General features: G+C 73.4%; 20 protein-coding genes. 11 read left to right on the top strand and 9 right to left on the bottom strand.

Features of this window, described 5'->3' with window-relative positions:
• Positions 1–102: 102 nt before the first annotated feature.
• A complete protein-coding gene (locus F1D97_RS13845) occupies positions 103–1,488 on the top strand; it encodes a glycine--tRNA ligase (protein WP_236121102.1) in 1,386 nt (461 codons plus the stop codon).
• Between the two features lie 81 nt (positions 1,489–1,569).
• Here the strand turns inward: F1D97_RS13845 and F1D97_RS13840 are convergent, their stop codons facing one another.
• The 5 genes from F1D97_RS13840 to F1D97_RS13820 all read right to left on the bottom strand — a co-directional run bounded on the left by F1D97_RS13840 (position 1,570) and on the right by F1D97_RS13820 (position 5,423).
• Entirely contained in the window at positions 1,570–2,457 is an 888-nt protein-coding gene (locus tag F1D97_RS13840; RefSeq protein ID WP_236121101.1) for a hypothetical protein, read from the bottom strand.
• Positions 2,454–2,888 carry a sigma-70 family RNA polymerase sigma factor gene (locus F1D97_RS13835; RefSeq protein ID WP_236121100.1) on the bottom strand — a complete coding sequence of 145 codons (435 nt, stop codon included), beginning with the start codon at positions 2,886–2,888 and terminating at the stop codon, positions 2,454–2,456. The genes F1D97_RS13840 and F1D97_RS13835 overlap by 4 nt, the downstream gene beginning before the upstream one ends.
• 51 nt (positions 2,889–2,939) lie before the next feature.
• Positions 2,940–3,131: a hypothetical protein gene (locus F1D97_RS17500; RefSeq protein WP_236121099.1), complete on the bottom strand. Its 192-nt coding sequence runs from the start codon at positions 3,129–3,131 to the stop codon at positions 2,940–2,942.
• A gap of 103 nt (positions 3,132–3,234) precedes the next feature.
• Positions 3,235–4,845 (bottom strand): hypothetical protein, encoded by a 1,611-nt coding sequence (locus F1D97_RS13825; protein WP_236121098.1) that lies wholly within the window; start codon positions 4,843–4,845, stop codon positions 3,235–3,237.
• Positions 4,842–5,423: a SigE family RNA polymerase sigma factor gene (locus tag F1D97_RS13820; RefSeq protein ID WP_236121097.1), complete on the bottom strand. Its 582-nt coding sequence runs from the start codon at positions 5,421–5,423 to the stop codon at positions 4,842–4,844. Before F1D97_RS13820 ends, F1D97_RS13825 begins: the two co-directional genes overlap by 4 nt.
• Before the next feature lie 75 nt (positions 5,424–5,498).
• On the opposite strand from F1D97_RS13820, the gene dusB reads away from it, so the two are divergent.
• A complete protein-coding gene (gene dusB / locus F1D97_RS13815) occupies positions 5,499–6,692 on the top strand; it encodes a tRNA dihydrouridine synthase DusB (RefSeq protein ID WP_396022521.1) in 1,194 nt (397 codons plus the stop codon).
• A gap of 9 nt (positions 6,693–6,701) precedes the next feature.
• On the opposite strand, the gene F1D97_RS13810 is transcribed toward dusB, so the two are convergent.
• The gene (locus F1D97_RS13810) at positions 6,702–7,607 is read right to left on the bottom strand and encodes a carbohydrate kinase family protein (RefSeq protein WP_236121095.1); all 906 of its coding nucleotides are present in this window, start codon (positions 7,605–7,607) and stop codon (positions 6,702–6,704) included.
• 105 nt (positions 7,608–7,712) lie between these two features.
• On the opposite strand from F1D97_RS13810, the gene F1D97_RS13805 reads away from it, so the two are divergent.
• On the top strand, positions 7,713–9,224 hold the full coding sequence (locus F1D97_RS13805; protein WP_236121094.1) for an alpha-amylase: 1,512 nt from the start codon (positions 7,713–7,715) through the stop codon (positions 9,222–9,224).
• Between the two features lie 82 nt (positions 9,225–9,306).
• Here F1D97_RS13805 and F1D97_RS13800 read toward each other — a convergent pair whose 3' ends face one another.
• Both F1D97_RS13800 and F1D97_RS13795 read right to left on the bottom strand, forming a co-directional pair.
• Entirely contained in the window at positions 9,307–11,067 is a 1,761-nt protein-coding gene (locus F1D97_RS13800; RefSeq protein WP_236121093.1) for a glycoside hydrolase family 13 protein, read from the bottom strand.
• A 154-nt stretch (positions 11,068–11,221) separates the two neighbouring features.
• The gene (locus F1D97_RS13795) at positions 11,222–12,292 is read right to left on the bottom strand and encodes a LacI family DNA-binding transcriptional regulator (protein WP_236121092.1); all 1,071 of its coding nucleotides are present in this window, start codon (positions 12,290–12,292) and stop codon (positions 11,222–11,224) included.
• A 247-nt stretch (positions 12,293–12,539) separates the two neighbouring features.
• On the opposite strand from F1D97_RS13795, the gene F1D97_RS13790 reads away from it, so the two are divergent.
• The 7 genes from F1D97_RS13790 (at position 12,540) to dnaG (ending at position 23,620) form a co-directional block, all read left to right on the top strand.
• Positions 12,540–13,799, top strand: a complete 1,260-nt coding sequence (locus tag F1D97_RS13790) for a sugar ABC transporter substrate-binding protein (protein ID WP_236121091.1) — start codon at positions 12,540–12,542, stop codon at positions 13,797–13,799.
• Between the two features lie 173 nt (positions 13,800–13,972).
• On the top strand, positions 13,973–15,595 hold the full coding sequence (locus tag F1D97_RS13785) for an ABC transporter permease subunit (protein WP_236121090.1): 1,623 nt from the start codon (positions 13,973–13,975) through the stop codon (positions 15,593–15,595).
• Entirely contained in the window at positions 15,595–16,509 is a 915-nt protein-coding gene (locus F1D97_RS13780) for a sugar ABC transporter permease (protein WP_236121089.1), read from the top strand. Before F1D97_RS13785 ends, F1D97_RS13780 begins: the two co-directional genes overlap by 1 nt.
• Positions 16,506–18,356 (top strand): glycoside hydrolase family 13 protein, encoded by a 1,851-nt coding sequence (locus tag F1D97_RS13775; protein WP_236121088.1) that lies wholly within the window; start codon positions 16,506–16,508, stop codon positions 18,354–18,356. The genes F1D97_RS13780 and F1D97_RS13775 overlap by 4 nt, the downstream gene beginning before the upstream one ends.
• Positions 18,357–18,440: 84 nt before the next feature.
• Positions 18,441–19,724: a deoxyguanosinetriphosphate triphosphohydrolase gene (locus F1D97_RS13770; protein WP_236121087.1), complete on the top strand. Its 1,284-nt coding sequence runs from the start codon at positions 18,441–18,443 to the stop codon at positions 19,722–19,724.
• Between the two features lie 245 nt (positions 19,725–19,969).
• On the top strand, positions 19,970–21,583 hold the full coding sequence (locus F1D97_RS13765) for a glycosyl hydrolase family 18 protein (protein ID WP_236121086.1): 1,614 nt from the start codon (positions 19,970–19,972) through the stop codon (positions 21,581–21,583).
• Between the two features lie 93 nt (positions 21,584–21,676).
• Complete coding sequence (gene dnaG, locus F1D97_RS13760) at positions 21,677–23,620, top strand: DNA primase (protein ID WP_236121085.1); 1,944 nt, start codon at positions 21,677–21,679, stop codon at positions 23,618–23,620.
• Positions 23,621–23,654: 34 nt separating this feature from the next.
• On the opposite strand, the gene F1D97_RS13755 is transcribed toward dnaG, so the two are convergent.
• Positions 23,655–24,464, bottom strand: coding sequence for a transglutaminase-like domain-containing protein (locus F1D97_RS13755; protein ID WP_236123609.1), 810 nt, complete (start codon positions 24,462–24,464; stop codon positions 23,655–23,657).
• A 267-nt stretch (positions 24,465–24,731) separates the two neighbouring features.
• Here F1D97_RS13755 and F1D97_RS13750 point away from each other — a divergent pair, with 267 nt between their 5' ends.
• The gene (locus F1D97_RS13750; RefSeq protein WP_236121084.1) at positions 24,732–25,529 is read left to right on the top strand and encodes a DUF1206 domain-containing protein; all 798 of its coding nucleotides are present in this window, start codon (positions 24,732–24,734) and stop codon (positions 25,527–25,529) included.
• Positions 25,530–25,539: the final 10 nt, after the last annotated feature.

Raw genomic sequence — 25,539 nt, 5'->3', positions numbered from 1 at the left:
GGGCGGGCTCCGTGCGGCGTCGAGCGTGACGCGCGCGGACTTCGGTCACACCCCAGCCCGCAGCACCCAGCGGCGGGCGTCGAACACCTGGAGAGCACCGCCGTGGCAGCACCTTCGCGTCTGGATTCCGTCGTCTCCCTCGCCAAGCGGCGAGGTTTCGTGTTCCCGAGCGGCGAGATCTACGGCGGTACCCGCTCCGCGTGGGACTACGGGCCGCTCGGCGTCGAGCTCAAGGAGAACATCAAGCGTCAGTGGTGGCGTGCGATGGTCACGAGCCGTGACGACATCGTCGGCCTCGACTCGTCGGTGATCCTGCCCCGCCAGGTCTGGGTGGCCTCGGGCCACGTCGGGGTGTTCACCGACCCGCTGACCGAGTGCCTGAGCTGCCACAAGCGGTTCCGCGAGGACCAGCTGCTCGAGGAGTTCGAGGAGCGCAAGGGCCGCGCGGCCGAGGGCGGCCTCGCGGGCGTGCCGTGCCCGAACTGCGGCACCAAGGGCGAGTGGACCGAGCCCCGCGACTTCAACATGATGCTCAAGACGTACCTCGGCCCGGTCGAGGACGAGTCGGGCCTGCACTACCTGCGGCCCGAGACGGCCCAGGGCATCTTCGTGAACTTCAAGAACGTCTACACCGCCGCGCGCATGAAGCCCCCGTTCGGCATCGGCCAGATCGGCAAGTCGTTCCGCAACGAGATCACGCCCGGCAACTTCATCTTCCGCACGCGCGAGTTCGAGCAGATGGAGATGGAGTTCTTCGTCGAGCCCGGTACCGACGAGACGTGGCACCAGTACTGGATCGACTTCCGCACCGACTGGTACGTCGACCTGGGCATCGACCGCGAGAACCTGCGGCACTACGAGCACCCGGCCGAGAAGCTGTCGCACTACTCGAAGCGGACCGTCGACATCGAGTACCGGTTCGGCTTCCAGGGCAGCGAGTGGGGCGAGCTCGAGGGCATCGCGAACCGCACCGACTTCGACCTGTCGACGCACACCGAGCACTCCGGTCAGGACCTGTCGTTCTTCGACCAGGCCAAGAACGAGCGATACGTGCCGTACGTCATCGAGCCGGCCGCGGGTCTGACCCGCTCGCTCATGGCGTTCCTCGTCGAGGCGTACGCCGAGGACGAGGCCCCCAACACCAAGGGCGGCGTCGACACGCGCGTCGTGCTCAAGCTCGACCCGCGCCTCGCACCGGTCAAGGCCGCGGTGCTCCCGCTGTCGCGCAACGAGCAGCTCTCGCCCAAGGCGCGTGACCTCGCGGCCGAGCTGCGCAAGAGCTGGAACGTCGACTTCGACGACGCGGGTGCGATCGGCCGCCGCTACCGCCGCCAGGACGAGATCGGCACGCCGTTCTGCATCACGGTCGACTTCGACACCCTCGACGACCAGGCCGTGACGATCCGCCACCGCGACGACATGACGCAGGAGCGCGTGGCGCTCGACCAGGTCACGTCCTACCTCGCGCCGCGTCTCCTGGGCGCCTGACCCCGGGCCCGCGCGGCCCTGCACCACGACGAGGCCCGTCCCCGAATCACCCGGGGACGGGCCTCGTCGTGTGCTAGTGGTTCACTCGAGGACCTCGCGCGCGAGGTCCTCCATCCACGTCTCGTGGTCCTCGACCTCGCACGTGTCCTCGAGGTGCCGCGAGCTGCAGCTCCCGATCTCGTAGCTGCCGTCCGCCCGGCGGATCACCACGCGCTGGCCGAGCCCCTCGACGCGGTTCTCACCCTCCCAGATGACGTAGAACCACCGGTCCGAGCCGGGGACCTGGAACAGTGGGAGCTCGGCCGCGGTGGTCGGGCTCGTGATGACCGCAGCTCGGGGTGCTGCCCCGCCGCCCTTGCCGAGGTGCCCGACGACCACGCGCGGAGAGGCCAGAGCGTTCTGGGGCTCCTCGTCGTCCGGGGAGTCGGCCGAGCGGTAGCTCAGGTGGTAGTACTCGCGTGAACGGTCCTCGAGCGGCTCGTCGTGCCCGATCGGCGACTGGAAGACGTGCCCGTTGAGGAACTCGAGCCTGAGGTCGAACACGTCCGTGCGGTCCGTGGAGCGCAGCCACACCTTGACGCCGCCCGGTGCGCCCAGGTAGCCGTCGGCGCCGGGGCCCACGACGGCGCGGGTGTCGTACCCGAGGTCGACGGGCTCCGGCGGGGTGGCGGGGACGGCCTGCGCGGTCTCGGGGGCGGTGGGCTCGGCGGTCTCGAGCGACCGGACGGTGGCCGTGGCGGACGGTGCGGAGGCCGGGTCGAGCGTGCCGTCGGCGCGGTCGAGCAGCGGTGCGCCGACCGCGAGGGCGGTGGCGAACGCGGCGACGCCGGCGACGGCGCCGACCGTGTACCGGGTGCGACGCCGGCGGCGGCCGCGCGACAGGACGAGGGCGGGGTCGAGCGCCGGGCCGGGCTCGGGCGCGGTGTCGTGCGCGGTCGCGCGCAGGTGGTCGAGCAGCGGGTCGCTCATCGGGGCGTCTCCGTCCAGGTCTGCGGGGTGGGGGTCGGTGCGGGCTGGTGAGGGACCCGAGGCGGCCGCTGGTCGGTGCCGGCGGTCATCGCGGCCCGCAGCACCGCCAGCCCGCGGGACGCGGTCGACCGGACGGTCCCGGGGCTGATCCCCAGGTCGTCGGCGACCTCCGTGTCGGACAGGTCGAGCAGGTGGCGCAGCACGACGATGCGGCGCTGGCGCGGCGTCAGGAGCGCGAGCGCGCGCAGGAGCTGGTCACGGTCCTCCGCGCGCCGCGAGGCCACCACCGGGGCGTCGGGGAGCTCGTGCGGCGAGACGAGCACCTCGCGGCGCCGGCGCCGCCACGTGTCGACGCGCAGGTTCACGAGCACCCGCCGCGCGTAGGCCAGGGGGTCCCGGCGGGCGCGCGACCACGCCGTGTACGTGCGCACGAGCGCCTGCTGCGTGAGCTCCTCGGCGCGGTGGTCGTCACCGACGAGGAGCTACGCGGCACGCAGCAGGTCACGCCGGTGCTCGGTCATGAACGCCGTGAACTCGGCGTCCGTCGAGGTGTCGGGCGAGGTCCCGCGCGAGGTGGCGCGCCTGCGCAGGAGCACCCGCCCGGACTCGCGGGGGACCCCCGGTGGGCCGGGCTCCGGCCCTCGGTGGTCGTCGGACGTGGACGTGAGCGGCATCGTGGTCACACCGTAGAGAACGCAGCGCCCGGGCCTGTTGTTGAGTCCCCGCCGGGATCGGTGCGGACCGATGTGCCGCGGACCGACGCGCCGCGGTGCCGGGTCAGTCCTCCCGCGCGCCCGCGGCGTCGTCCAGCACGCCGCGGGCGACGAGCTCGCCGAGCAGCGCGGTGCCGCCGTCGGGCTGCGCGGCGAGGCACGCCGCGGGCAGCCCGGTGCACAGCCCGCTCGCGTCGTGCACCTCGCCGCTCCCGACACCGCCGAGGTGCAGGACGAGCACGTCGTCCGGGTCGGACGGACGGGTCCGGTCGTCGAGGGCGAGCGCGACGGCGTAGAGGCGGGCCGGCGTCCCCGTCGGGTCGGGGTACGTCGGCACGTCGACGGCGTGCACGACGCGCCCGTCGGCGCCGGTGATGCCGTCGGGGAACCAGAGGACGACGATCGTGTCGTCGTCCATCCACCGCGGCACGACGCCGGCGACGAGCCGCAGGTCGTCGCCGACGGTCCAGCGCTGCGTCCCGGGGTAGGGCGCGCCGGCATCGAACCGCTCGGCGGTGTCGTCGTCGGACCACGTGACGGGCAGGGACACACCCGCACCCTCGACGCTCACCATCACGCCACGGCCCGGCCGCTCGCGGCCGGGCGTGCTCGCCGCGAGCAGGTCGGCCACCGACGCGCGCGAGACGGACACGCTGCGCTCGAGGGTCGCGACGGTCGAGACGGGTACGCGCAGGCCGGTGTCCCACCCGGCGCCCGTGGAGCGGGCGAGCCCGTTCGACGCCCGCACGTCCGGCACGAGGTCGGCGACGGACGGGGCGGCGTCGCGCGGCTCGGCGAGGACCGCGGCGACGGCGTCCTGCAGGCCGGGCACCTCGTCGACGCCCGCGCAGCCATCGGTGCCCGCCTCGTCGCACGGCACCTGCACGACGTCGCCGTCGCGGTCGACGAGGACGACCCCGGACCGGCCCGTCCGCATCCGGGCGGCCACGGAGTAGTCGCCGAGCGCGGCGGACAGCAGCTGCCCGTCGGGTGCCGCGAACGTCGGCAGCTCGACCACGGTGGTCGCCCCGCCCGTCACGGCGAAGCCGGTGGTGTTCCAGAGCAGCACGTGGGGTTCGGTGAGGTCCGGCGGCACGACGACGAGCTCGGACCACTCGCCGGTGTCGAGCTCGCCCGAGAACCGCAGCCCGTCGGTGGCAGGCGCGGCGCCCCACGTCCACGTGGCGCCGCCGGAGCCCTCGGCCGTCGTGTCGTCGACGCGCGTGTAGTAGACGGCGGCCTCCTGCTCGCCGTCGGCGGGGTGGCCGACGGTGAGCACGAGATCATGGGCCCCGGAGCTCAGCCCGAGGTCGACCTGCCACTGTGCGCCGTCGGTGAGCGGCACCGATCGCGGCTCGGGCGGGCGGGGCTCGCCGACCCGGTTGACGGCCAGCAGGCCCTGCGCGACCTCGACGACGTGGTCGTCGCCCAGCGGCAGCGCGATCTGCGTCGGCGGCTGCGCGGGCTGCGGCTCGGCGGCCCGGTCGGCCAGGTCGGCGGCGAGCACGGCGACCGTCGTCACGGCGAGCACGCCGCCCACGACGCGCGTCGCGGTGCGCCGGCGGACGTGCCGGTGCGCGGCGTGCAGCAGCGCGTCGGTGTCGAGCGACATCGGCGGGGTCGCCTGCGCGGCGCGCGCGGCGAGGTCCGGGTCGGGACGCAGGTCGGCGGTCATCGGGCCTCCTCCTGGTGCGTGGCGAGCGCGGCGCGCAGCGTGGCGAGCCCGCGGGACGCGGTGGACTTCACGGTGCCGACGCTCACGCCGAGCTCGGCGGCGACCTCGGCCTCCGGCATGCCGATCATGTGCCGCAGCACGACGATGCGCCGCTGCCGCGGGCTGAGCAGCGCGAGCGCGCGCGCGAGCTGGTCGCGGTCCTCGGTGCGTGCGTGCACGTCGGAGCGCGCGTGCTCCGGCAGGTCCTCGGGTGCGGTGAGCACCTCGCGTCGTCGTCGCCGCCACGTGTCGACGCGCAGGTTCGCCAGGACGCGTCGCGCGTACGCGAGGGGGTCCTGCGCCCGGTGCCATGCGGCGTAGGTGCGCACGAGCGCCTGCTGGGTCAGCTCCTCGGCGCGGTGCGCGTCGCCGCACAGCAGCCACGCGGTGCGCAGCAGGTCGTCGCCGTGCTCCGCGACGAACGCGCTGAACTGCTCGTCCGTCGCGCTGCGGGTGCGTGCGCCACGGGCCCGGGTGGGGACGACCGTGAGCTGCTCGACGCGGACCGTCCCGTCGTCGTCGCGTGTCCCGGCTGTCATGGTGGTCACACCGTAGGAGACGCACGAGCGTGCGCGAAGGTTGAGTGCGGGGTGCCTTCTCGTGTCGATGGGAGAATGGCCCGCGTGACTGTGACGAACGAGGCGAGCACGCGCGCGCCGGGGGCGGTGCTCCCGCCGCTGCGCATCGGCCCCTTGCAGGTCGACACGCCCGTCGTGCTCGCGCCCATGGCCGGCGTGACCAACGCGGCGTTCCGGCGGCTGTGCCGCGAGCAGGGTGCCGGGCTGTACGTCGCGGAGATGGTGACGAGCCGCGCGCTCGTGGAGCGTGGCGAGGAGTCGCTGCGGATCATCCACCACGAGCCCGACGAGCGGCCGCGCTCGGTGCAGCTGTACGGCGTGGACCCGGGGACCGTCGAGGCGGCGGTGCACATGATCGTCTCGGAGGACCGCGCGGACCACGTGGACCTCAACTTCGGCTGCCCGGTCGCGAAGGTCACGCGCCGCGGCGGCGGCTCCGCGCTGCCGTGGAAGCGCGACCTGTTCCAGGCGATCGTGACGCGCGCGGTGCGGGCCGCGCAGCCGTACGGGATCCCCGTGACGGTCAAGATGCGCAAGGGCATCGACGACGACCACCTCACGTACCTCGAGGCGGGGCTGGTCGCGCAGGACGCGGGCGTCGCGGCGGTCGCGCTGCACGCGCGCACCGCGGCGGACTACTACTCGGGCACGGCGGACTGGGAGGCGATCGCGCGGCTCAAGCAGACCGTCACGGACGTCCCGGTGCTCGGCAACGGGGACATCTGGTCGGCGGAGGACGCGCTCGCGATGGTCGAGCAGACCGGGTGCGACGGCGTGGTCGTCGGGCGCGGCTGCCAGGGCCGTCCGTGGCTGTTCGCGGACCTCGCGGCGGCGTTCGCGGGGTCCGACGAGCGTGTGCGGCCCGGGCTGCGCGAGGTCGCGACGACGGTGCGCCGGCACGCCGAGCTCATGGTCGAGCACTTCCGCGACGAGTCGAAGGCGCTGCGCGAGATGCGCAAGCACATGGCGTGGTACTTCAAGGGCTACGTGGTGGGCGGTGACCTGCGCGCGCGGTTCGGCCTGGTGAGCACGCTGGCCGAGCTCGACGACCTGGTCGCGCAGCTCGACCTGGACCAGCCGTACCCGGGCGAGCCGGCGGAGGGTCAGCGCGGGCGGGCGGGGTCGCCCAAGAGGGTCGTCCTGCCGTACGGGTGGCTCGACTCGCGCGACCTGTCCGACGACTTCCGCCGCGAGCTCCACGAGGCGGAGCTCAGCGTCTCCGGGGGCTGACCGGGCGGCTCACTCGACCCGGGCCACGCGGACCGCTGCGGCGAGCCGCGCGACGTCGTGCCGCGTCGCGTGCGGGGCGCCGAGACCGGGGTGCGTCACGGCGAGCCCGGCGGTCGCGGCGGCCTCCGCGAGTGCCTGCGCGCGCGGCTCGCCCGCGAGCACGGCGCGCAGCAGGCCGGCGAGGAACGCGTCGCCGGCTCCCTCCGCGTCGAGCACCGGTCCGACGTCGGCCGGGCCGACCTCCCACCAGCCGTCGGCGTCGCGCGCGATCGCGCCGCGTGCGCCGCGCGTGCAGACCGCGAGCGTCGCGCCGCTCGCGACCGCGGCGGAGAGGTACGCGCCGGGGTCGACGAGCTGGGCGTCGGAGACGAGCAGGACGTCGGCGGCCGCGACGAACGCGCGCTGGTAGTCGCCGACGCCGTCGTCGTCGTGCACGTCGCACCAGACCGGGACGCGGGCGGCGCGCGCCACGTCGAGCAGCTCGCGCGAGGAGTCGGCGAGGTCGAGCACGGCGGCGTCCGCGGATCGCACGAGGTCGCCGAGCGCGTCGTCGGCCGGTGGAGCGGCGGGCAGCTCGAGGTAGACGGAGAGCCGGTCGCCCTCGTCGGACACGAGGTTGACGTGCCGTTCGGTGCGGCCGCCGAGCGCGGGCCGGGCGCGCACCGTGAGGGACTCTCCGTGGCCCGCGCGCAGCGCGGCGAGGACCCGTGCCGCGTCGTCGTCGTCGCCGAGGGTGGTGACGAGGGTGGTGGGCACGCCGAGCGCGGCGAGCGTCACGGCTTTCCCGGCGGACGTGCCGCCGAGGCTCTCGTGGTGCGCGGAGGCCAGGACCATGTGCGGGTACGGCTCGGGGAGGTCGGCCACCCGGACGACGGTGTTCCAGGCGGCGGGACCGTTCACGACGACGTGGGTCACGCACGCAACGTACGGCGCGGGAGCCGTATTCTGGAAGCATTTGACGAAACTTGCTGCAACGGCTTGCAGCAAGGCCGACCTGTCGACGACGACCTGGTGGTGACGATGACGCACCTCGCACGCCGCACGCGACGTGGCGCCCGACGTGGCACCCGACGTGGCACCCGACGTGGCACGGCCGCGCTCGCGGCCCTGCTCCTGCTGCCGGCCGCGCTGGCCGCCTGCACGAGCGAGCCCCCCGACCCCGCGACGCAGCCCGCCTCCGACGGCAGCGGGCACGACGTGGGCGTCCAGCTCTTCCAGTGGACGTGGGACGCGATCGCGGACGAGTGCACCACGACGCTCGGCCCCGCCGGGTACGCGTGGGTGCTCACGTCGCCGCCGAACGAGCACATCACGGGCGAGCCCTGGTGGACGTCGTACCAGCCCGTGAGCTACCGCCTCGAGTCGCGGCTCGGCACGCGCGAGCAGCTCGCGGCGATGGTCGAGACGTGCCACGACGCGGGCGTCGACGTGCGCGTCGACGCCGTGGTGAACCACATGACCGGCCAGGACGCGCCCGGCACCGGCTGGGCCGGCTCGTCGTACGAGCACTACGAGTACCCGGGCATCTGGACGACGACCGACTTCCACCACTGCGGCCTGACGCCCGGCGACGACATCGCGCTCTACCTCGACCGCGCCCAGGTCCAGACGTGCGAGCTGCTCAACCTCGCCGACCTCGACACGGGCGCCCCGCGCGTGCGCGAGCGGCTCGCCGCCTACCTGCAGGACCTCGTGGACCTCGGCGTCGACGGCTTCCGCATCGACGCGGCGAAGCACATGGCCGCCGAGGACGTCGCGGCGATCGTCGGCGCGCTGCCCGACGACATCGCCGTCATGCAGGAGGTCATCCGCGGCTCGGCCGAGCCGATCACGCCCGAGGAGTACACCGCCAACGGCCAGGTGTACGAGTTCACGTACGGCAAGGAGCTCGCCGGGGTCGTCGCCGGGTCGCCCGGGCTCGCGCTCGAGCTCGGCGAGGCGACCGCGCGGTACGTGCCGTCCGACGACGCGATCTCGTTCGTCGAGAACCACGACACCGAGCGCAACGGCTCGACGCTGTCCTACCGCGCCCGCACGGACGACGCGCTCGCGACCGTGCTCATGCTCGCCGGCACGTACGGCACGCCGCAGGTGTACTCGGGCTACGCGTTCGACGACACCGACACCGGCCCGCGGCAGGGCGCGGACGGCCGCGTGCTCGACGCGGCGTGCGGCCCCGCCCCGGCCCCGGGCGACGACCTCGCCCCGGGGGACTGGGTCTGCCAGCACCGCTGGCCGCAGGTCGCGGGCATGGTCGGCTGGCGCACGGTCGTGGGCGACGCCCCCGTGGTCGACACCTGGTCGCAGGGCGACGCGGTCGCGCTCGGGCGCGGGCAGCGCGGGTTCGTCGTCGTGAACCTCGGCGACGACGAGCTGCGCACGACCCTCGCGACGAGCCTGCCCGACGGCGAGTACTGCGACGTCCTGGCCGGCGGCGAGGACTGCGCGGCCACGCGCGTGCGGGACGGGCAGGTCGACGTCGTCGTGCCCGCGGGTGCCGCCGTCGCGTGGGACGTGAGCCGCACGCGCTGACACGCGCCTGGCACACGAGGGGCCGGGTCCCGCGGGAGGCGTCCGCGAGACCCGGCCCGTCGTGCTGCCGGACGGCGGTGCGTCAGGCGCGCACCCAGACGGTCGTGTCGGGCTCGACCAGCAGCGCGCCCGACGCGTCGGTCGGGACCGGGCCCGACGCGAGCAGGACCTGCGTCGTCGCGGGCAGCGCGACCGGCCCGGCCGAGAGGTTCGCCACGACGCGCACGTCGCGGTTCACCAGGTCGAGCACGTCGTCGTCCGATGCCAGCCACGCCAGCCCGCCCGAGCCGAGCGTCTCGGCCTTCCGCAGGGCGAGCGCGGAGCGGTAGAACTCGTACGTCGAGCCGGCCACGCCGCGCTGCGCGTCGAGCGCGTACCGCGCCCACGACGACGGCTGCGGCAGCCAGGACGCGCCCGTCGGGGAGAACCCGAACGCCGGCGCCTCGGCCGACCAGGGCAGCGGCACGCGACAGCCGTCGCGGCCGAGCTCGGCGCCCTGCGTGCGGAAGAACGCCGGGTCCTGCCGCGCGTCGTCGGGCAGCGCGGTGTGGTCGGGCAGACCGAGCTCCTCGCCCTGGTACACGTACGCCGAGCCGGGCAGGCCGAGCATGAGCAGGGTCGCGGCGCGCGCCCGGCGCAGGCCGAGCTCCTCGTCGGGCTGCTCGTCGCGCTCGCCGATCCCGTTCGGGCGCGAGCCCGGCACCGGCAGGCCCAGGCGCGAGGCGTGGCGCACCACGTCGTGGTTCGACAGCACCCACGTGGTCGGCGCGCCCACGGCGTCGCTCGCGGTGTAGGAGGCGGTGATGACGTCACGCAGCGACGGCGCGTGCCACAGCGTCGCGAGGAACGCGAAGTTGAACGCCTGCTGCATCTCGTCGGGCCGGACGTAGCGCGCGAGCCGGGACAGCGGCTCGACCCACGCCTCGGCGACGAGCGCGCGGTCGCCGTCGTACTCGGCCAGCACCCGGTTCCAGGCGCGGTAGATCTCGTGCACGCCCTCCTGGTCGAACATCGGGCCCTGGTTGCCGGACCCCGTGACCTCGTCGACGCGGTCGAGCGCCGACGCGGACGCCGGTGCGTCGTGCAGCGCGTGCTCGGCGGCCTCGAAGGCGTCCTCCGAGCCCTCGATCATCGACACGTGGCCGTCCCAGTCGGGCAGGCCCGGCGCCTTGACCATGCCGTGCGCGACGTCGATGCGGAACCCGTCGACGCCCCGGTCGAGCCAGAACCGCAGCACGTCCTCGAACTCGGCGCGGACCTGCGGGTGCTCCCAGTCGAGGTCGGGCTGCTTGGAGTCGAACAGGTGCAGGTACCACTGGCCGTCCGGCACGCGCGTCCACGCCGGGCCGCCGAAGATCGACTGCCAGTTGTTCGGCGGCAGCTCGCCGTGCTCGCCGCGGCCGTCGCGGAACAGGTAGCGCTCGCGCGCGGGCGAGCCGGGGCCGGCCGCGAGCGCCTCGACGAACCACGCGTGCTCGTCGGACGTGTGGTTCGGCACGAGGTCGACGATCACGCGCAGCCCCAGGCCGTGCGCGGTCTCGAGCATGACGTCGAAGTCGGCGAGCGTGCCGAACAGCGGGTCCACGTCGCGGTAGTCCGCGACGTCGTAGCCCGCGTCGGCCTGCGGCGAGCGGTAGAACGGCGAGAGCCAGACGGCGTCCACGCCGAGCTCGGCGAGGTGCGGCAGCCGGGCGGTGATGCCGGGCAGGTCGCCCACGCCGTCGCCCGTGCCGTCCGCGAACGAGCGCGGGTAGACCTGGTAGATCACGGCGTCGCGCCACCACTCGCCGTCGGGCGAGCCGGGTGCGTGGACGAGGGTCGGTCGGGTGTCGAGGGTGGTCACTCGGTGGTCTCTCTGTGGGGTCCGCGGGCGCGGACGAGGGTGGAGGGCAGGGGCCGGGGAGGCCCGGGGGAGGGACGCCCGTCGGGCGTGGCAGGACGACGACGAGCGCGGCGGGGCGCCCCGGACCGGGAGGTTGGGCCGGCGCGTGCGCTGGTCAGCGGGTCGCGGCGGGTTCCGCGGGTGCGAGCTCGACGGTGGCGGGCGCGGCCCCGGTGGACCCGCGCACGATGAGCTCGGGGTGGAACTTGAGCTCGATGCGCGACGCGGGCGTGCCGTTGATCTCGGCGACGAGCGCCGAGACGGCCGCGTGCCCCATGGCGAGCACGGGCTGGCGCACCGTGGTCAGGGGCGGGTCGGTGAACGCGATCAGCGGCGAGTCGTCGAAGCCGACGACCGACAGGTCGTCCGGCACCTCGAGCCCGCGCGAGCGCGCGGCGCGGATGGCACCGAGCGCCATGAGGTCCGAGCCGCAGACGATCGCGGTGTGGCCCGACGCGATGAGCTCGAGCGCGGCGGCCTGGCCGCCCTCGACGGTGAACAGCGTCGAGACGATGTGGTCGGCGGCGTCCGTGACCCCGAGGTGCCGCCGCAGGTTCACGGCGAACGCGTCGCGCTTGCGCTGCGCGGGCACGAACCGGTCGGGACCGATCGCGAGGCCGATCGAGCGGTGGCCGAGCGAGACGAGGTGCCGGAACGCGAGGTCGAGCGCGGCCTCGTCGTCGGTCGAGACGAACGGTGCGTCGACCCCCGCGGCGAAGCCGTTGACCAGCACGATCGGCATGCCGCGGCTGCGCAGCCGGTGGTAGCGCTCCTTGCTGGCGGAGGTGTCGGCGTGCAGCCCGGAGACGAACACGATGCCGGCGACGCCGTGCTCGAGGAGCATCTCGACGTACTGGTCCTCGGTGGTGCCGCCGGGCGACTGCGTGCACAGCAGGGGCGTGTAGCCGCGCTCGGTCAGCATCGACTCGATGACCTGGGCGAACGCGGGGAACACGGGGTTGGCGAGCTCGGGCACGACGAGGCCGACGAGGCCCGCCGAGCGCGTGCGCAGCTTCTCGGGGCGCTCGTAGCCGAGCACGTCGAGAGCGGCAAGCACGGCCTGGCGTGCCTGCGCCGACACACCGTGCTTGCCGTTGAGGACGCGGGAGACGGTGGCGGTGCTGACACCGGCCTGTTCCGCAAGGTCCGTCAACCGCGTACGCACGGGAGGCAGCGTAGGGGACATGGGACCTCCTCGTCCTCGCCCGTTCGGGTCAGTTCGTGTACTTCGAGTCGTTTCAGGAGCAGTCATCGGCAGCCTGGACGACTGTCTGAAACCGTTGCCTGAAAGTTACCGTAACGACTTGCAGGGGTCGTTGCAACGGCGTTAGCGTCAGCGACATCAGGCCAGAGCCGGTCGCACGGGCCCGTCACTGCACGGTCGTCGCGTGGTCGTCTCTGGGCTACGCCACCCAAGATCAGGAGACAACACGATGCGACGGAGCATCCCGGCCCTCGCGGCCGCTCTGGGGCTCGCACTGACCCTCACCGCGTGCGGCGGAAACGGGGACGACGGTGCGAACGAGACCGCCGAGCCGACGCAGGGCGCGGCCACGACCGAGCCGGCCCTCACCGGCACGCTCACCATGTGGGTCGACGAGACCCGCATCGACGTCATGAAGCCGATCGTCGAGGAGTTCCAGACGGAGACCGGCGTCAAGGTCGACCTCGTGCAGAAGGTCTCGGGCGACATCCGCACCGACTTCGTCTCGCAGGTCCCGACCGGCCAGGGCCCCGACGTCATCATCGGCGCGCACGACTGGACCGGCGAGTTCGTCAACAACGGCGTCGTCGCCCCGATCCAGTTCGGCGACAAGAGCGACGAGTTCGCGCCGTCCGCCGTGCAGGCGTTCACGTACGACGGCCAGGTCTACGGCGCGCCGTACGCGATCGAGAACATCGCGCTCGTCCGCAACAACAAGCTCGTCCCCGAGACCAAGGCGACGACGTTCGACGAGCTGGTCGCCGAGGGCAAGGCCGCCGGCGTCAAGTACCCGGTGCTCATCCAGCAGGGTGACCAGGGCGACGCGTACCACCTGTACCCGCTGCAGACCTCGTTCGACGCCCCGATCTTCACGCAGACCGAGGACGGCTCGTACACCTCCGAGCTCGGCCTCGGCGGCGAGAACGGCGAGAAGTTCGCGACGTACCTGCAGAAGCTCGGCGCGGACAAGGTGCTCGACCCGGCGCTCGGCGGCGACCAGGTCAAGGAGGCCTTCCTCGCCGGCGAGTCCCCGTACATCGTCACGGGCCCCTGGTACACGACCGAGTTCACCAACGCGGGCCTCGACATCTCGGTCCTCCCGGTGCCGAGCGCCGGTGGGTCCGAGGCCAAGCCGTTCGTGGGCGTGCAGGGTGCGTTCATCTCGGCCAAGTCGGCCAACCCGGTCCTCGCCAACGAGTTCGTCGTCAACTACCTGACGACCGAGCCCGTGCAGTCCGAGCTCTACGAGCTGGGCGGCCGCCTGCCGGCCCTCAAGACGGCCGCGGCGAAGGTCTCCGACCCGATCCTCGCGGGCTTCAACGAGGCCGGCGCGACCGGTGCTCCGATGCCGTCGATCCCCGAGATGGGTGCGATGTGGCAGTTCTGGGGCACCACGCAGGTGCAGATCATCGGTGGTCAGGCGAGCGACCCGGTCGGCGCCTGGAACACGATGGTGACGAACATGCAGGACGCGATCGACGCTGCGTGACCTGACCGGCCGCCCGCACCGCCGCACGGCGCGTGCGGGCGGCCGACTCACGTGCCGCGCCGTCGGCACCCCCGGACCCCGCGCCCCGCACCGCGCCCCACGCGCGCGCCGTGCGGCGGCGGAGCACACTGCACACATCGACGCCCGACGACGGGCGACGCGCGGAGGACCCCATGTCGCAGCAGACGATCGCGCACGACAGCGAGCACGCACCCCCCGAACCACCCCCCGGCGACGCGCGGCCCGTCCGCGGTGACTCGTCACCCGCCCGGGACTTCTCCAAGGGCTTCCTGGCCAAGCTCGTGCTGGTCGGCCTGATCGACGCGATCGGGCTGTACGGCATCCTCACGGCGATCTCGGTCGAGCAGTGGGCGATCGTGGGCTTCCTCGTCCTCGCGCTCGTCGCCGTCAACTGGGCGTACTTCTCGCGGCGCGCGCTCGCCGCGAAGTACCTGCTGCCCGGCCTGGTCTTCCTGCTGGTCTACGTGATCTTCACCGCCTGCTACACGGCGTACGTGGCGTTCACCAACTACGGGGACGGCCACAACTCCACGAAGGCCGACGCGGTCTCCGCGATCCTCGCGCAGAACGAGCAGCGCGTGGAGGGGTCTCAGGCGTACCCGCTGACGATCCTCACCGACTCCGACGGTGACCTCACGTTCGCGATCGTGCGCGACGGGCAGGCGCTCGCCGGCACGCAGGACGACCCGCTCGCCCCCGCCGAGGGCGCGACGGTCGAGAGCGACAAGGTCACGGCCCTGCCCGACCACGAGGTGCTCGGCTTCGCCGCGGTCGCCCAGCGTCAGCAGGAGATCGTCGACCTGCGCGTCCCGGTGTCCGACGACGCCGCCGACGGCTCGCTGCGCACGCAGGACGCCTCGACGGGGTACGTCTTCGAGTCGGTCATGGAGTACGACCCGGCCGCCGACACGATGACCAACACGCAGACCGGCGTGGTCTACCGACCCAACGACCAGGGGCAGTTCGCGGCCGAGGACGGCTCGACGATCTCGCCCGGGTGGCGCGTCAACGTCGGCTTCGACAACTTCACGCGCGCGTTCAGCGACGACCGCCTGCGCACGGCGTTCGTCGAGATCTTCCTGTGGACGTTCGCGTTCGCGCTGCTGTCCGTGCTCACGACGTTCGTGCTCGGCCTGTTCCTCGCGGTCGTGTTCAACGACCCGCGCGTGCGGGCCCGCAAGCTGCTGCGCGCGCTGATGATCCTGCCGTACGCGATCCCGGCGTTCATCTCCGCGCTCGTGTGGAAGGGCATGCTCAACACGCGCAGCGGCTTCCTCAACCAGGTGCTGCTCGGCGGGGCCGAGATCCCGTGGCTGACCGACCCGTGGCTCGCGAAGCTCTCCGTCATCGGCGTGAACCTGTGGCTCGGGTTCCCGTACATGTTCATCGTGTGCACGGGCGCGCTGCAGTCGATCCCGGGCGAGGTCTACGAGTCCGCACGCATGGACGGCGCGAAGCCGTGGCGCATCATGCGCTCCATCACGCTCCCGCTGCTCATGGTGTCGGTCGCGCCGCTGCTCGTCGCGTCGTTCGCGTTCAACTTCAACAACTTCGCGCTGATCTACATGCTCACGGGCGGCGGGCCCAACTTCGTCGGCACCCCCGTCGTCGTCGGGCACACCGACATCCTCATCTCGATGGTCTACTCCGTCGCGTTCGAGAGCGGCCTCAAGCAGTACGGCTTCGCGAGCGCGCTGTCGATCCTCATCTTCATCATGGTCGGCGCGATCTCCTGGTGGGGCTTCCGTCGCACGCGTCGTCTCGAGGAGCTGTGATGACCACCCAGACCGCACGGACCCAGCCGGCCAAGGCGGAGACCACGAACCTGCGGCGCAGCGGCACGCGCGGACGCCGCTGGTGGCGCGAGGTGTTCTGGCGCTACGTGGTGGCCGCCGTGATGATCATCATCTGCGTGACGCCGCTGCTGTACGTCATCTCCGCGTCGCTCAACCCGGGCGGCTCGCTCGTCGGGTCCAACCGCCTGTTCCGCACCGTGTCGGGGGAGAACTTCGCCGACCTCGAGGCGCGCGGGTTCTGGACGTGGCTCGGCAACTCGCTCGTCGTGTGCACCGTCACCGCGATCGGCACGGTGCTCATGGGCGCGGCCGCCGCGTACGCGTTCTCGCGGTTCCGGTTCAAGGGCCGCGAGAAGGGCCTGACCGGCCTGCTGCTCGCGCAGATGTTCCCGCAGACGCTCGCGTTCGTCGCGATCTTCCTGCTGCTGCTCACGCTGAAGGACGTGTTCCCGGCGCTCGGCCTGGACAGCCTTCTCGGGTTGATCTTCGTGTACCTCGGCGGCGCGCTCGGCGTGAACACGTTCCTCATGTACGGGTTCTTCAACACCGTGCCGCGTGAGCTCGACGAGGCCGCCAAGATGGACGGCGCGACGCACGGGCAGATCTACTGGACGATCATCCTGCGGATGGTCACGCCGATCCTCGCGGTCGTCGGGCTGCTGTCGTTCATCTCGTCGTTCGGCGACTTCCTCATCGCCAAGGTCGTGCTGCAGCGCGCGGACAACTGGACCGTCGCGGTGGGGCTGTACTCGCTCGCGGCCGACGAGCGCACGGCGCCGTGGGGGCTGTTCGCCGCGGGGGCCGTGGTCGCGGCCGTGCCCGTGGTGCTGCTGTTCATGTTCCTTCAGAAGTACATCGTCGGCGGTCTCACGGCGGGCTCCGTCAAGGGATGACGCTGCCGGACCTGCCGCACCACGACGGGTCGGAGCGGTACGTCGCGCGCGGCACGCCGCGGCTCGGGGACGTCGTACCCGTGCGGGTACGCGTCCCCGCGTCGCGGGCCGAGCGCGGCGTGCACGTGCGCGTCGTCCGCGACGGCGAGCCGCGGTTCGTGCCTGCTCGTCTCGAACGGGCCGACGAGCGCGAGCGCTGGTACGTCGCGGACGTCGTCGTGCACAACCCCGTCACGCAGTACCGCTTCCTGCTCGACGAGCCCGGCGGGTACCGCTGGCTCAACGGACGCGGCCTGCACACGCGGGACGTCACGGACGCCGCGGACTTCCGCCTCACGGTGCACGAGGCCGCACCGCGCTGGTTGGACGACGCGGTGGTCTACCAGGTGTTCCCCGACCGGTTCGCCCGGTCGTCGGGGCACGACGGCCCGCCGCGCGGACCGCTGCCGGAGTGGGCGATCCCCGCGGGCTGGGCCGACGAGCCGATCGGGTCCGGGCACGGCGTCGCGCAGCAGCTGTACGGGGGCGACCTGGGTGGCGTCGAGCAGCGGCTCGACCACCTGCAGCGGCTCGGCGTCGACACGCTCTACCTCACGCCGATCTTCCCGGCGCGCTCCAACCACCGGTACGACGCGACGAGCTTCGCGCGCGTCGACCCGCTGCTGGGCGGCGACGAGGCGCTCGCCTCGCTGTCGGCGGCGGTGCACGCGCGCGGCATGCGCGTCGTCGGCGACCTCACGACGAACCACACGGGCTCCGGGCACGAGTGGTTCGAGCGCGCCCGCGCGGACCGGTCGAGCGCCGAGGCGTCGTTCTACTACTGGACCGACGACGAGCCCGGGTACGTCGGGTGGCTCGAGCACGCGTCGCTGCCGAAGCTCAACTACGGCGCACCCGAGCTCACCGAGCGGATGATCACCGGCGAGGGTTCGGTGGCGGAGCGGTGGCTGCGTCCCCCGTTCGACCTGGACGGCTGGCGCATCGACGTCGCCAACATGACGGGTCGCTACCGCGACGACGACCACGCGCACGCGGTCGCCCGCGCGCTGCGCGCCCGCATGGCGGGGATCAAGCCCGGCGCGGCGCTCGTCGCCGAGCACTTCCACGACGCCGCGGGCGACCTGGCCGTCGGCGGCTGGCACGTCAACATGAACTACTCGGCGTTCACGCGACCGCTGTGGACGTGGCTCGTCGCGCCGGGCTCCGAGCTGCCGTTCATGGGGATGCCCGTGCCGGTCCCGCGGGCCGGGGGAGCGGACATGGTCGCGACCATGCGGGACTTCGACGCGACCGTCCCGTGGTCGGTCACGCGGCACCAGTGGAACCTGCTCGGCTCGCACGACACCGCCCGCATCCGGACCGTCACCGGCTCGCGCGAGCGCGTCGAGGTCGCCGCCGCGCTGCTGCTGACCTACCCCGGCACGCCGGTGATCTGGGCGGGGGACGAGGGCGGGCTGACGGGGGTGAACGGCGAGCACGGGCGCGTCCCCATGCCGTGGGACCGCATCGACGGCCGCCCGGGCGCCGGCGGTGCGCCGTGGGACCCGGAGACGTTCGCGACCTACCGCGCGCTCGTCGCGCTGCGGCGTTCCTCGCGCGCGCTGCGCGAGGGCGGGCTGCGCTGGGTGCTCGCGCAGGACGACGCGGTCGCGTACCTGCGCGAGACGGCCGACGAGCGCGTGCTCGTCGTGCTCACGCGCGACGCCTGGCCGGGCGCGCGCCTCCCGGTGGCGGCGCGCGCGGCCGAGCGGCTGTACGGCGAGGACGCGGGGACGACCCTCGCACCCGGTGGGCTCGTGATCGGGCCGGCCGCCGGGCCGTCGGTGCAGGTCTGGCGGCTCTCGTGAGCGGACCTGGCCGGCCCCGACGGGTGACCCGCTGACCCGGCCGGTGCGCCGCGGCGTCGCCGGTGTTGCGTACGCTGGGCACCGATGACCACGCTCGAGCACCTGGACGTCGGCGGCTACGTCGACGTCGACCGTGAGCGCTGGGTCGCCGAGTCCGCGAAGTCCAAGGGACGGACGCCGTTCGAGCGCGACCGCGCGCGCATCGTGCACTCCTCGGCGCTGCGCCGGCTCGGCGCGAAGACGCAGGTGCTCGGCCCGTCGTCGGACGACTTCGTGCGCACGCGCCTCACGCACACGCTCGAGGTCGCGCAGGTGGGCCGCGAGATCGCCAAGGCGCTGGGCTGCGACCCGGACGTCGTCGACACCGCGTGCCTCGCGCACGACCTGGGGCACCCGCCGTTCGGGCACAACGGCGAGCGCGCGCTCGCGGCGCTCGCGAAGGGCATCGGCGGGTTCGAGGGCAACGCGCAGACGCTGCGTCTGCTGACGCGGCTCGAGCCGAAGGTCGTCGCGCCCGACGGGCGCTCGGTGGGGCTCAACCTCACGCGCGCGTCGCTCGACGCGTCGGTCAAGTACCCGTGGCGGTACCTGCAGGGGCCGGTGAGCCCCGCGAGCGGTCGCCCGACCCACAAGTTCGGCGTCTACGAGGACGACCTGCCGGTGTTCGAGTGGCTGCGCCGCGACGCCCCCGCGGGGCGCAAGTGCCTCGAGGCGCAGGTCATGGACCTCGCGGACGACATCTCCTACTCGGTGCACGACGTCGAGGACGCGGTCGTCGGCGGGCGGCTCGACCTCGCGGTGCTGTCGATCCCCGGCGAGCGGGCGCGCGTCGCCGAGGCGATCTCCACCTGGTACGGCGACGCGGTCGACGAGAACGGCCTGCTGGACGCGATGGACCGCCTGATCGCGGCGCGGCTGTGGGCGACGGGCTTCGACGGGTCGCGCGGCGCGCTCGCGATGCTCAAGGACGCCACGAGCCAGCTCATCGGCCGGTTCGCCAAGGCCTCGCAGAAGGCGACGCGCGCGCAGTACGGATCCGGCCCGCTCACGCGGTACGCCGCGGACCTCGTCGTGCCGGTCGAGACGCAGGCCGAGATCCTCGTGCTCAAGGGCCTCGCGGTCGCGTACGTCATGGCGCCGCGTGAGCTCGAGCCGCTCTACCACCGTCAGCGCGAGGTCCTCACCGACCTGGTGCACGTCATGGCGGACCGTGCGCCGCTCGCGCTCGAGCCGCCGTTCGCGGCCGACTGGGCGCAGGCCCCGGACGACGCCGGACGCCTGCGCGTCGTGATCGACCAGGTCGCGTCGCTGACCGACGTGTCCGCCGCCGAGACGCACGCGCGTCTCGTGCGCCCGCCGCGGCACTGACCGCCTGCTCGCGAACCGCGCGCCCTGTGGGCGTGCGGGGGAGTGCCGCGCCATTTTCCGTCCGGTCGTTGACCGGATTCCGGCGTTCTGACTAGTTTCATGGGTGAGGGATTTGTGAATTTCCCTTACAAAATGCACGCACTTCCCCATCGCACAGGGAGGCAAGGATGCATCACCCCACCAGGCGGGCCGGCGACGGCGCCGGACCCGCACACCAGCAGCGGCGACGAGGAGCCTTCGTCGCGATGGCCGCAGCCGCGGCCCTCGTCGCGACCGCCCTCGTCGCCGCCCTCCCGGCCACCGCGGCCGGGACCTTCACGGCGACGTTCACGTCCGCCGGAGACTGGGGGACCGGTCACCAGGCGTCCGTGACCGTCGCCAACGGCACGACGAGCACGGCGACCACGTGGATGCTCGAGTTCGACCTGCCGGCCGGCACCACGATCACCAGCTCGTGGGACGCGGACGTGACCCGCACCGGCAACCACTACAAGGTCACCTCCAAGAGCTGGGCCGGCCCCTTCGCCCCGGGCGCCACCCAGACGTGGGGGTACATCGGCAGCGGCCCGTTCGCGCAGCCCACGGGCTGCACGGTCAACGGCGCCACCTGCACGGGCGGGACGGTCCCCACGAACCCGACCACGAACCCGACCACGAACCCGACGACGAACCCGACGACGAACCCGACGACGAACCCGACGACGACGCCCACGCCGACGACGGGCCCGACGACCCCGCCGCCGGGCGGCCGCAAGCTCGTCGGGTACTTCGCGGAGTGGGGCGTCTACGGGCGCAACTACCACGTCAACAACATCAGGACGTCAGGCAGCGCGGCCAAGCTCACGCACATCCTGTACGCGTTCGGGAACACGACCGGCGGGCGCTGCTCGATCGGTGACGCGTACGCCGCGTACGACAAGGCGTACACCGCCGACCAGAGCGTCGACGGCGTCGCCGACACGTGGGACCAGCCCCTGCGCGGCAACTTCAACCAGCTGCGCAAGCTCAAGGCGGCCAACCCGGGCCTCAAGGTCATCTGGTCGTTCGGCGGCTGGACCTGGTCGGGCGGCTTCACGCAGGCCGCGGCGAACCCCACGGCGTTCGCGGAGTCGTGCTGGACGCTGCTCAACGACCCGCGCTGGGCCGGGCTGTTCGACGGCATCGACATCGACTGGGAGTACCCGAACGCGTGCGGCCTGAGCTGCGACGCGAGCGGCCCCCAGGCGTTCGACCGGGTCATCTCGGCGCTGCGGAGCAAGTTCGGGTCCAGCTACCTGGTGACGGCGGCGATCACGGCCGACGGCAGCAACGGCGGCAAGATCGACGCGACCGACTACGCGAGCGCGGCGACCAAGCTCAGCTGGATCATGCCGATGACGTACGACTACTTCGGCGCGTTCAACCCGCAGGGCCCGACCGCCCCGCACTCGCCGCTCACGTCCTACCCGGGGATCCCGCAGGCGGGGTTCAACGCGGAGGCGGCGATCGACAAGCTCATCGCCAAGGGCATCCCGGCGAGCAAGATCCTGCTCGGCGTCGGGTTCTACGGGCGCGGCTGGACGGGCGTCACGCAGACCGCACCCGGCGGGACCGCGACCGGCGCCGCACCGGGCACGTACGAGGCGGGCATCGAGGACTACAAGGTCCTGAAGAACCGCTGCCCGGCGACCGGGACGGTCGGCGGGACCGCGTACGCGAAGTGCGGCAGCGAGTGGTGGAGCTACGACACACCGTCGACGATCGCCACCAAGACGGCCTGGGCCAAGAACAAGGGCCTGGGCGGGGCGTTCTTCTGGGAGCTGTCCGGCGACACGAGCAACGGTGAGCTGGTCTCGGCCCTGCGGGCCGGCATCGGCTGACGCCACGGCGGAGGGGTCGGCCGTCACCGGCCCCTCCGCTCGCCACCCGGTCGGCGGGACCGGACGGGGTGGCCGACGACCTAGACTTCGGGCGTGGCGGGTCGCATCCGGCGGGAGGACGTGGAGGCGGTCCGCGAGCGTGTGCGCATCGACGAGGTCGTCGGCGCGCACGTCCAGCTCAAGACCGCGGGCGTCGGCTCGCTCAAGGGCCTGTGCCCCTTCCACGACGAGCGCTCACCGTCCTTCCACGTGCGGCCCCAGGTCGGCCGCTACCACTGCTTCGGGTGCGGCGAGGGCGGCGACGTCATCGACTTCGTCATCAAGGTCGACGGCCTGGGCTTCACCGAGGCGGTCGAGTACCTCGCGGGCCGCGTCGGGATCCAGCTGCGCTACGAGGAGGGCGGCGGTCCCGCCCGGCCGGAGCAGGAGCCCGGACGTCGTCGCCGCCTGATCGAGGCGCACAAGGTCGCCGAGGAGTTCTACCGCGAGCAGCTCACGACGCCCGCCGGCGCCGCGGGCCGGCAGTTCCTCGCCGAGCGCGGGTTCGACCGCTCCGCGGCCGAGCAGTTCGGCGTCGGGTTCGCGCCCACGGGGTGGGACGCGCTCATGCGGCACCTGCGGGGGCGCGGGTTCACCGAGGCCGAGCTCGTCGCGTCGGGGCTCGTCAGCCAGGGGCAGCGCGGCGTGTACGACCGGTTCCGCGGACGGCTCGTGTGGCCCATCCGCGAGGTCACCGGCGAGACCATCGGGTTCGGCGCACGCCGGCTGTTCGACGAGGACAACGGGCCCAAGTACCTCAACACCCCCGAGACCGCGCTCTACCGCAAGTCGCACGTGCTGTACGGGCTCGACCTCGCGAAGCGCGAGATGCAGCGCGCCAAGCAGGTCGTCGTCGTCGAGGGGTACACCGACGTCATGGCGATGCACCTGTCGGGCGTCGGCACCGCGGTCGCGACCTGCGGCACCGCGTTCGGGTCCGACCACGCGCGCATCGTGCGCCGCCTCATCGGCGACTCGGGCGCGAGCAGCGGCGTGCAGCTCGCGACCGGCGCGTCCGTGGGCGGCGAGGTGATCTTCACGTTCGACGGCGACGAGGCCGGGCAGAAGGCCGCGCTGCGCGCGTTCGGCGAGGACCAGACGTTCGCCGCGCAGACGTTCGTCGCGGTCGAGCCCAGCGGCATGGACCCGTGCGAGCTGCGTCTCGCGCGCGGACCGGACGCTGTGCACGCGCTGGTCAGCGGTCGTCAGCCGCTGTTCGCGTTCGTGCTGCGCTCGACGCTCGCGGCGTACGACCTGGCGACCGCCGAGGGTCGCGTCGCCGCACTGCGGGCCGCCGCGCCCGTCGTCGCGGGCATCCGGGACACCGCGCTGCGTCCCGAGTACACGCGCCAGCTCGCCGGCTGGCTCGGCATGGAGGACCTGTCGACCGTGCAGCGCGCGGTCGACGGCGCACGCCGCGGCGCGTCGTCGTCCGGGCGGGGTCCGACGAACGGGCCGTCGCGGCCCGGTGCGCCCGACCAGGTCCGCCCCTCGCGCCCGTCGCGCCCGGACCGCTCCGACCCGGTGCTCCTGGTCGAGCGCACGGCCCTCGAGGTCGTGCTCCAGGCGCCCTCGCTCGTGCCCACGGAGTTCGACGAGCTCGGGGCCGACGCGTTCGCAGCGCCCGCGCACCGCGCGGTGCACGAGGCGATCCGCGCCGCGGGCGGCATCGCCGCCGGCGCCGCGTCCGTCGGTGCGGACGGCAGCGCCGCCGCGTGGGTGGGCGCGGTGCTCGAGGAGGCCGCCGAGCCCGTGCGTGCGCTCGTCACCGAGCTCGCGGTCGCGCCCGTGCCGGAGGACCGGCCCGAGGCGGTGGCGGACTACGTGCGCGGCGTCGTGCTGCGGCTCGTGGAGATGGGCTTCACGCGGCAGATCGCGGAGCTGCGCGGCCGGCTGCAGCGCATGGACTCCGGCGCCGACCCCGCGGCCTACCAGCAGGCGTTCGCCGAGCTCGTCGCGCTCGAGGGCCGTCGTCGGACGCTGCGCGAGAGCGCCTGACCGCCCGGGACCCCACGCTCCGTGCGCCCGGGCGTCAGCGCAGCGTGCGCAGCCCCGTGCCGTCGTCGTCCCGGGCGCCCTCGTCGGCCCCGTGCACCACGCTCGCCGTCACCGTCATCGCCCGCAGCGACAGGTCGCCGCCGTAGTACGACAGGAACGCGGTGTCGGTCGCGTCGCGGCCCGTCGCGATCCGCAGCATCGTGTCCCGCGGGGCGAGGCGCGTCGCGTCGACGAGGTGCCACGCGTCGTCGACGTACACCTCGGCCACCGCGTGGAAGTCCATGGGCTTGAGCCCCGGCGCGTACACGGACGCGAGGCGGGCGGGCGTGTCGCACGCCCGCAGCAGCGCGACGACGAGGTGCGCGAAGTCGCGGCAGACACCGCGGCGCGCGAGGAGCGTCTCGGTCGCACCGTCGGTCGGCTGGCTCGCCCCCGGCACGTACCGCACGTGCGCGGAGACCCACCCCACGACCGCCTCGACGAGTGCGGTGCCCGTCAGTCCGCGGAACTGGTCGCGCGCGAACGCGAGCAGCCGGTCCGACTGGGCGTACCGGCTCGGCCGGCGGTACTCGACGAGGTCGAGGTCGTCGACCGGCGACGGACCCGCCGCGCCGGACACGGTCGCCTGGTAGTCGACGACGACGCGGCCCGCGGGAGCGTGCACGCGGTGGGACCGGCCGCCGTGCCCGGACTTGATCTCCAGGACGTCGAGGAGGCCGTCCTCGTGCCGCACGACGAGCTGCTCGGTGCGGTCGTAGGAGCCGTCCGCGACCGCGACGGCGACGTAGAGCTCGAGGGGGCTGCGCACGTCGAGGGAGAGGTGGCAGGAGACGGTGCGCAGCACGGCCGGCGGGTCCATTTCCCCGGCTGTCGGTGGCCGGAATCACGAGGGGGCAGCGCAAGTGTGAGGCTCGGAGCACGGTTCGACAAGCCCACCGGTGCGCGGGTGCGAAGCCGCAGGTCAGCGGGGCGTACCGGCGTGCCTCGGTGGCTCGCGCGGCGGCGCGGCGGACGCGGGGCGCGTGTGCCCCGGGCGCTTCCGGTCGCGGGCCGGCCGAGGCGCTGCCAGCATCGGTCCTGCCTCCGCCGCACCCCCACGACAGGAGACCTCATGTCCAGCACCACGTACGTCGCCGGCACCACCCAGGACGCCTGGGAGAAGGCCGCACGCGCCGGGTACGCCGTCAGCGGCCTGCTGCACGCGCTCATCGGCGTGCTGGCCCTGCAGCTCGCGTTCGGCGACAGCTCGGCGTCCGCCGACCAGTCCGGCGCGCTCTCGACGGTCGCGCAGGAGCCGTTCGGTCAGGCCGTGCTCTGGATCGCAGCCGTGGCGTTCCTCGCGCTCGGTGCCTGGCAGGGCGCCAAGGCCGCGCACGTCGGCCACGCGGGGCGCGCGCACCGCGGCGACCGCGCCAAGGCCGTGGGCCGCGCCGTCGTCTACCTGGCGCTCGCGGTCACGTCCTTCGCGTGGGCGAACGGCGCGGGATCGTCGTCGTCCGGGCAGTCGACGAGCATGACCGCGGACCTCATGTCCGCACCGGGCGGGCGGCTGCTCGTCGGGGCGGTCGGGCTCGCGGTGCTCGGCGTCGGGATCTACCACGTGGTCAAGGGCTGGCGGAAGAAGTTCCTCGAGGACCTCACCGGCCTGCCGGGCGGGCAGGCGGGGCGCGGCACCATCGTCGCGGGTCGCGTCGGCTACATCGCCAAGGGCGTGGCGCTCGGCATCGTCGGCGTGCTGTTCGGGCTCGCGGCGTGGCACGCGGACGAGTCGGAGGCCACCGGGCTCGACGGCGCGATGCGCACGCTCAAGGAGGGCCCCGCGGGGACGCTGCTGCTCACGCTCGTGGCGCTCGGGTTCATCGCGTTCGGCGTGTACTGCGTCGTCCGCACGCGGTACGGCAAGCTCTGACGGGCGTTCC

The organism is Cellulomonas palmilytica (assembly GCF_021590045.1).
Lineage (GTDB): Bacteria > Actinomycetota > Actinomycetes > Actinomycetales > Cellulomonadaceae > Cellulomonas > Cellulomonas palmilytica.
The sequence above is the reverse complement of the archived record's forward strand: the minus strand, read 5'-3'. Positions and strand labels throughout refer to the sequence as shown.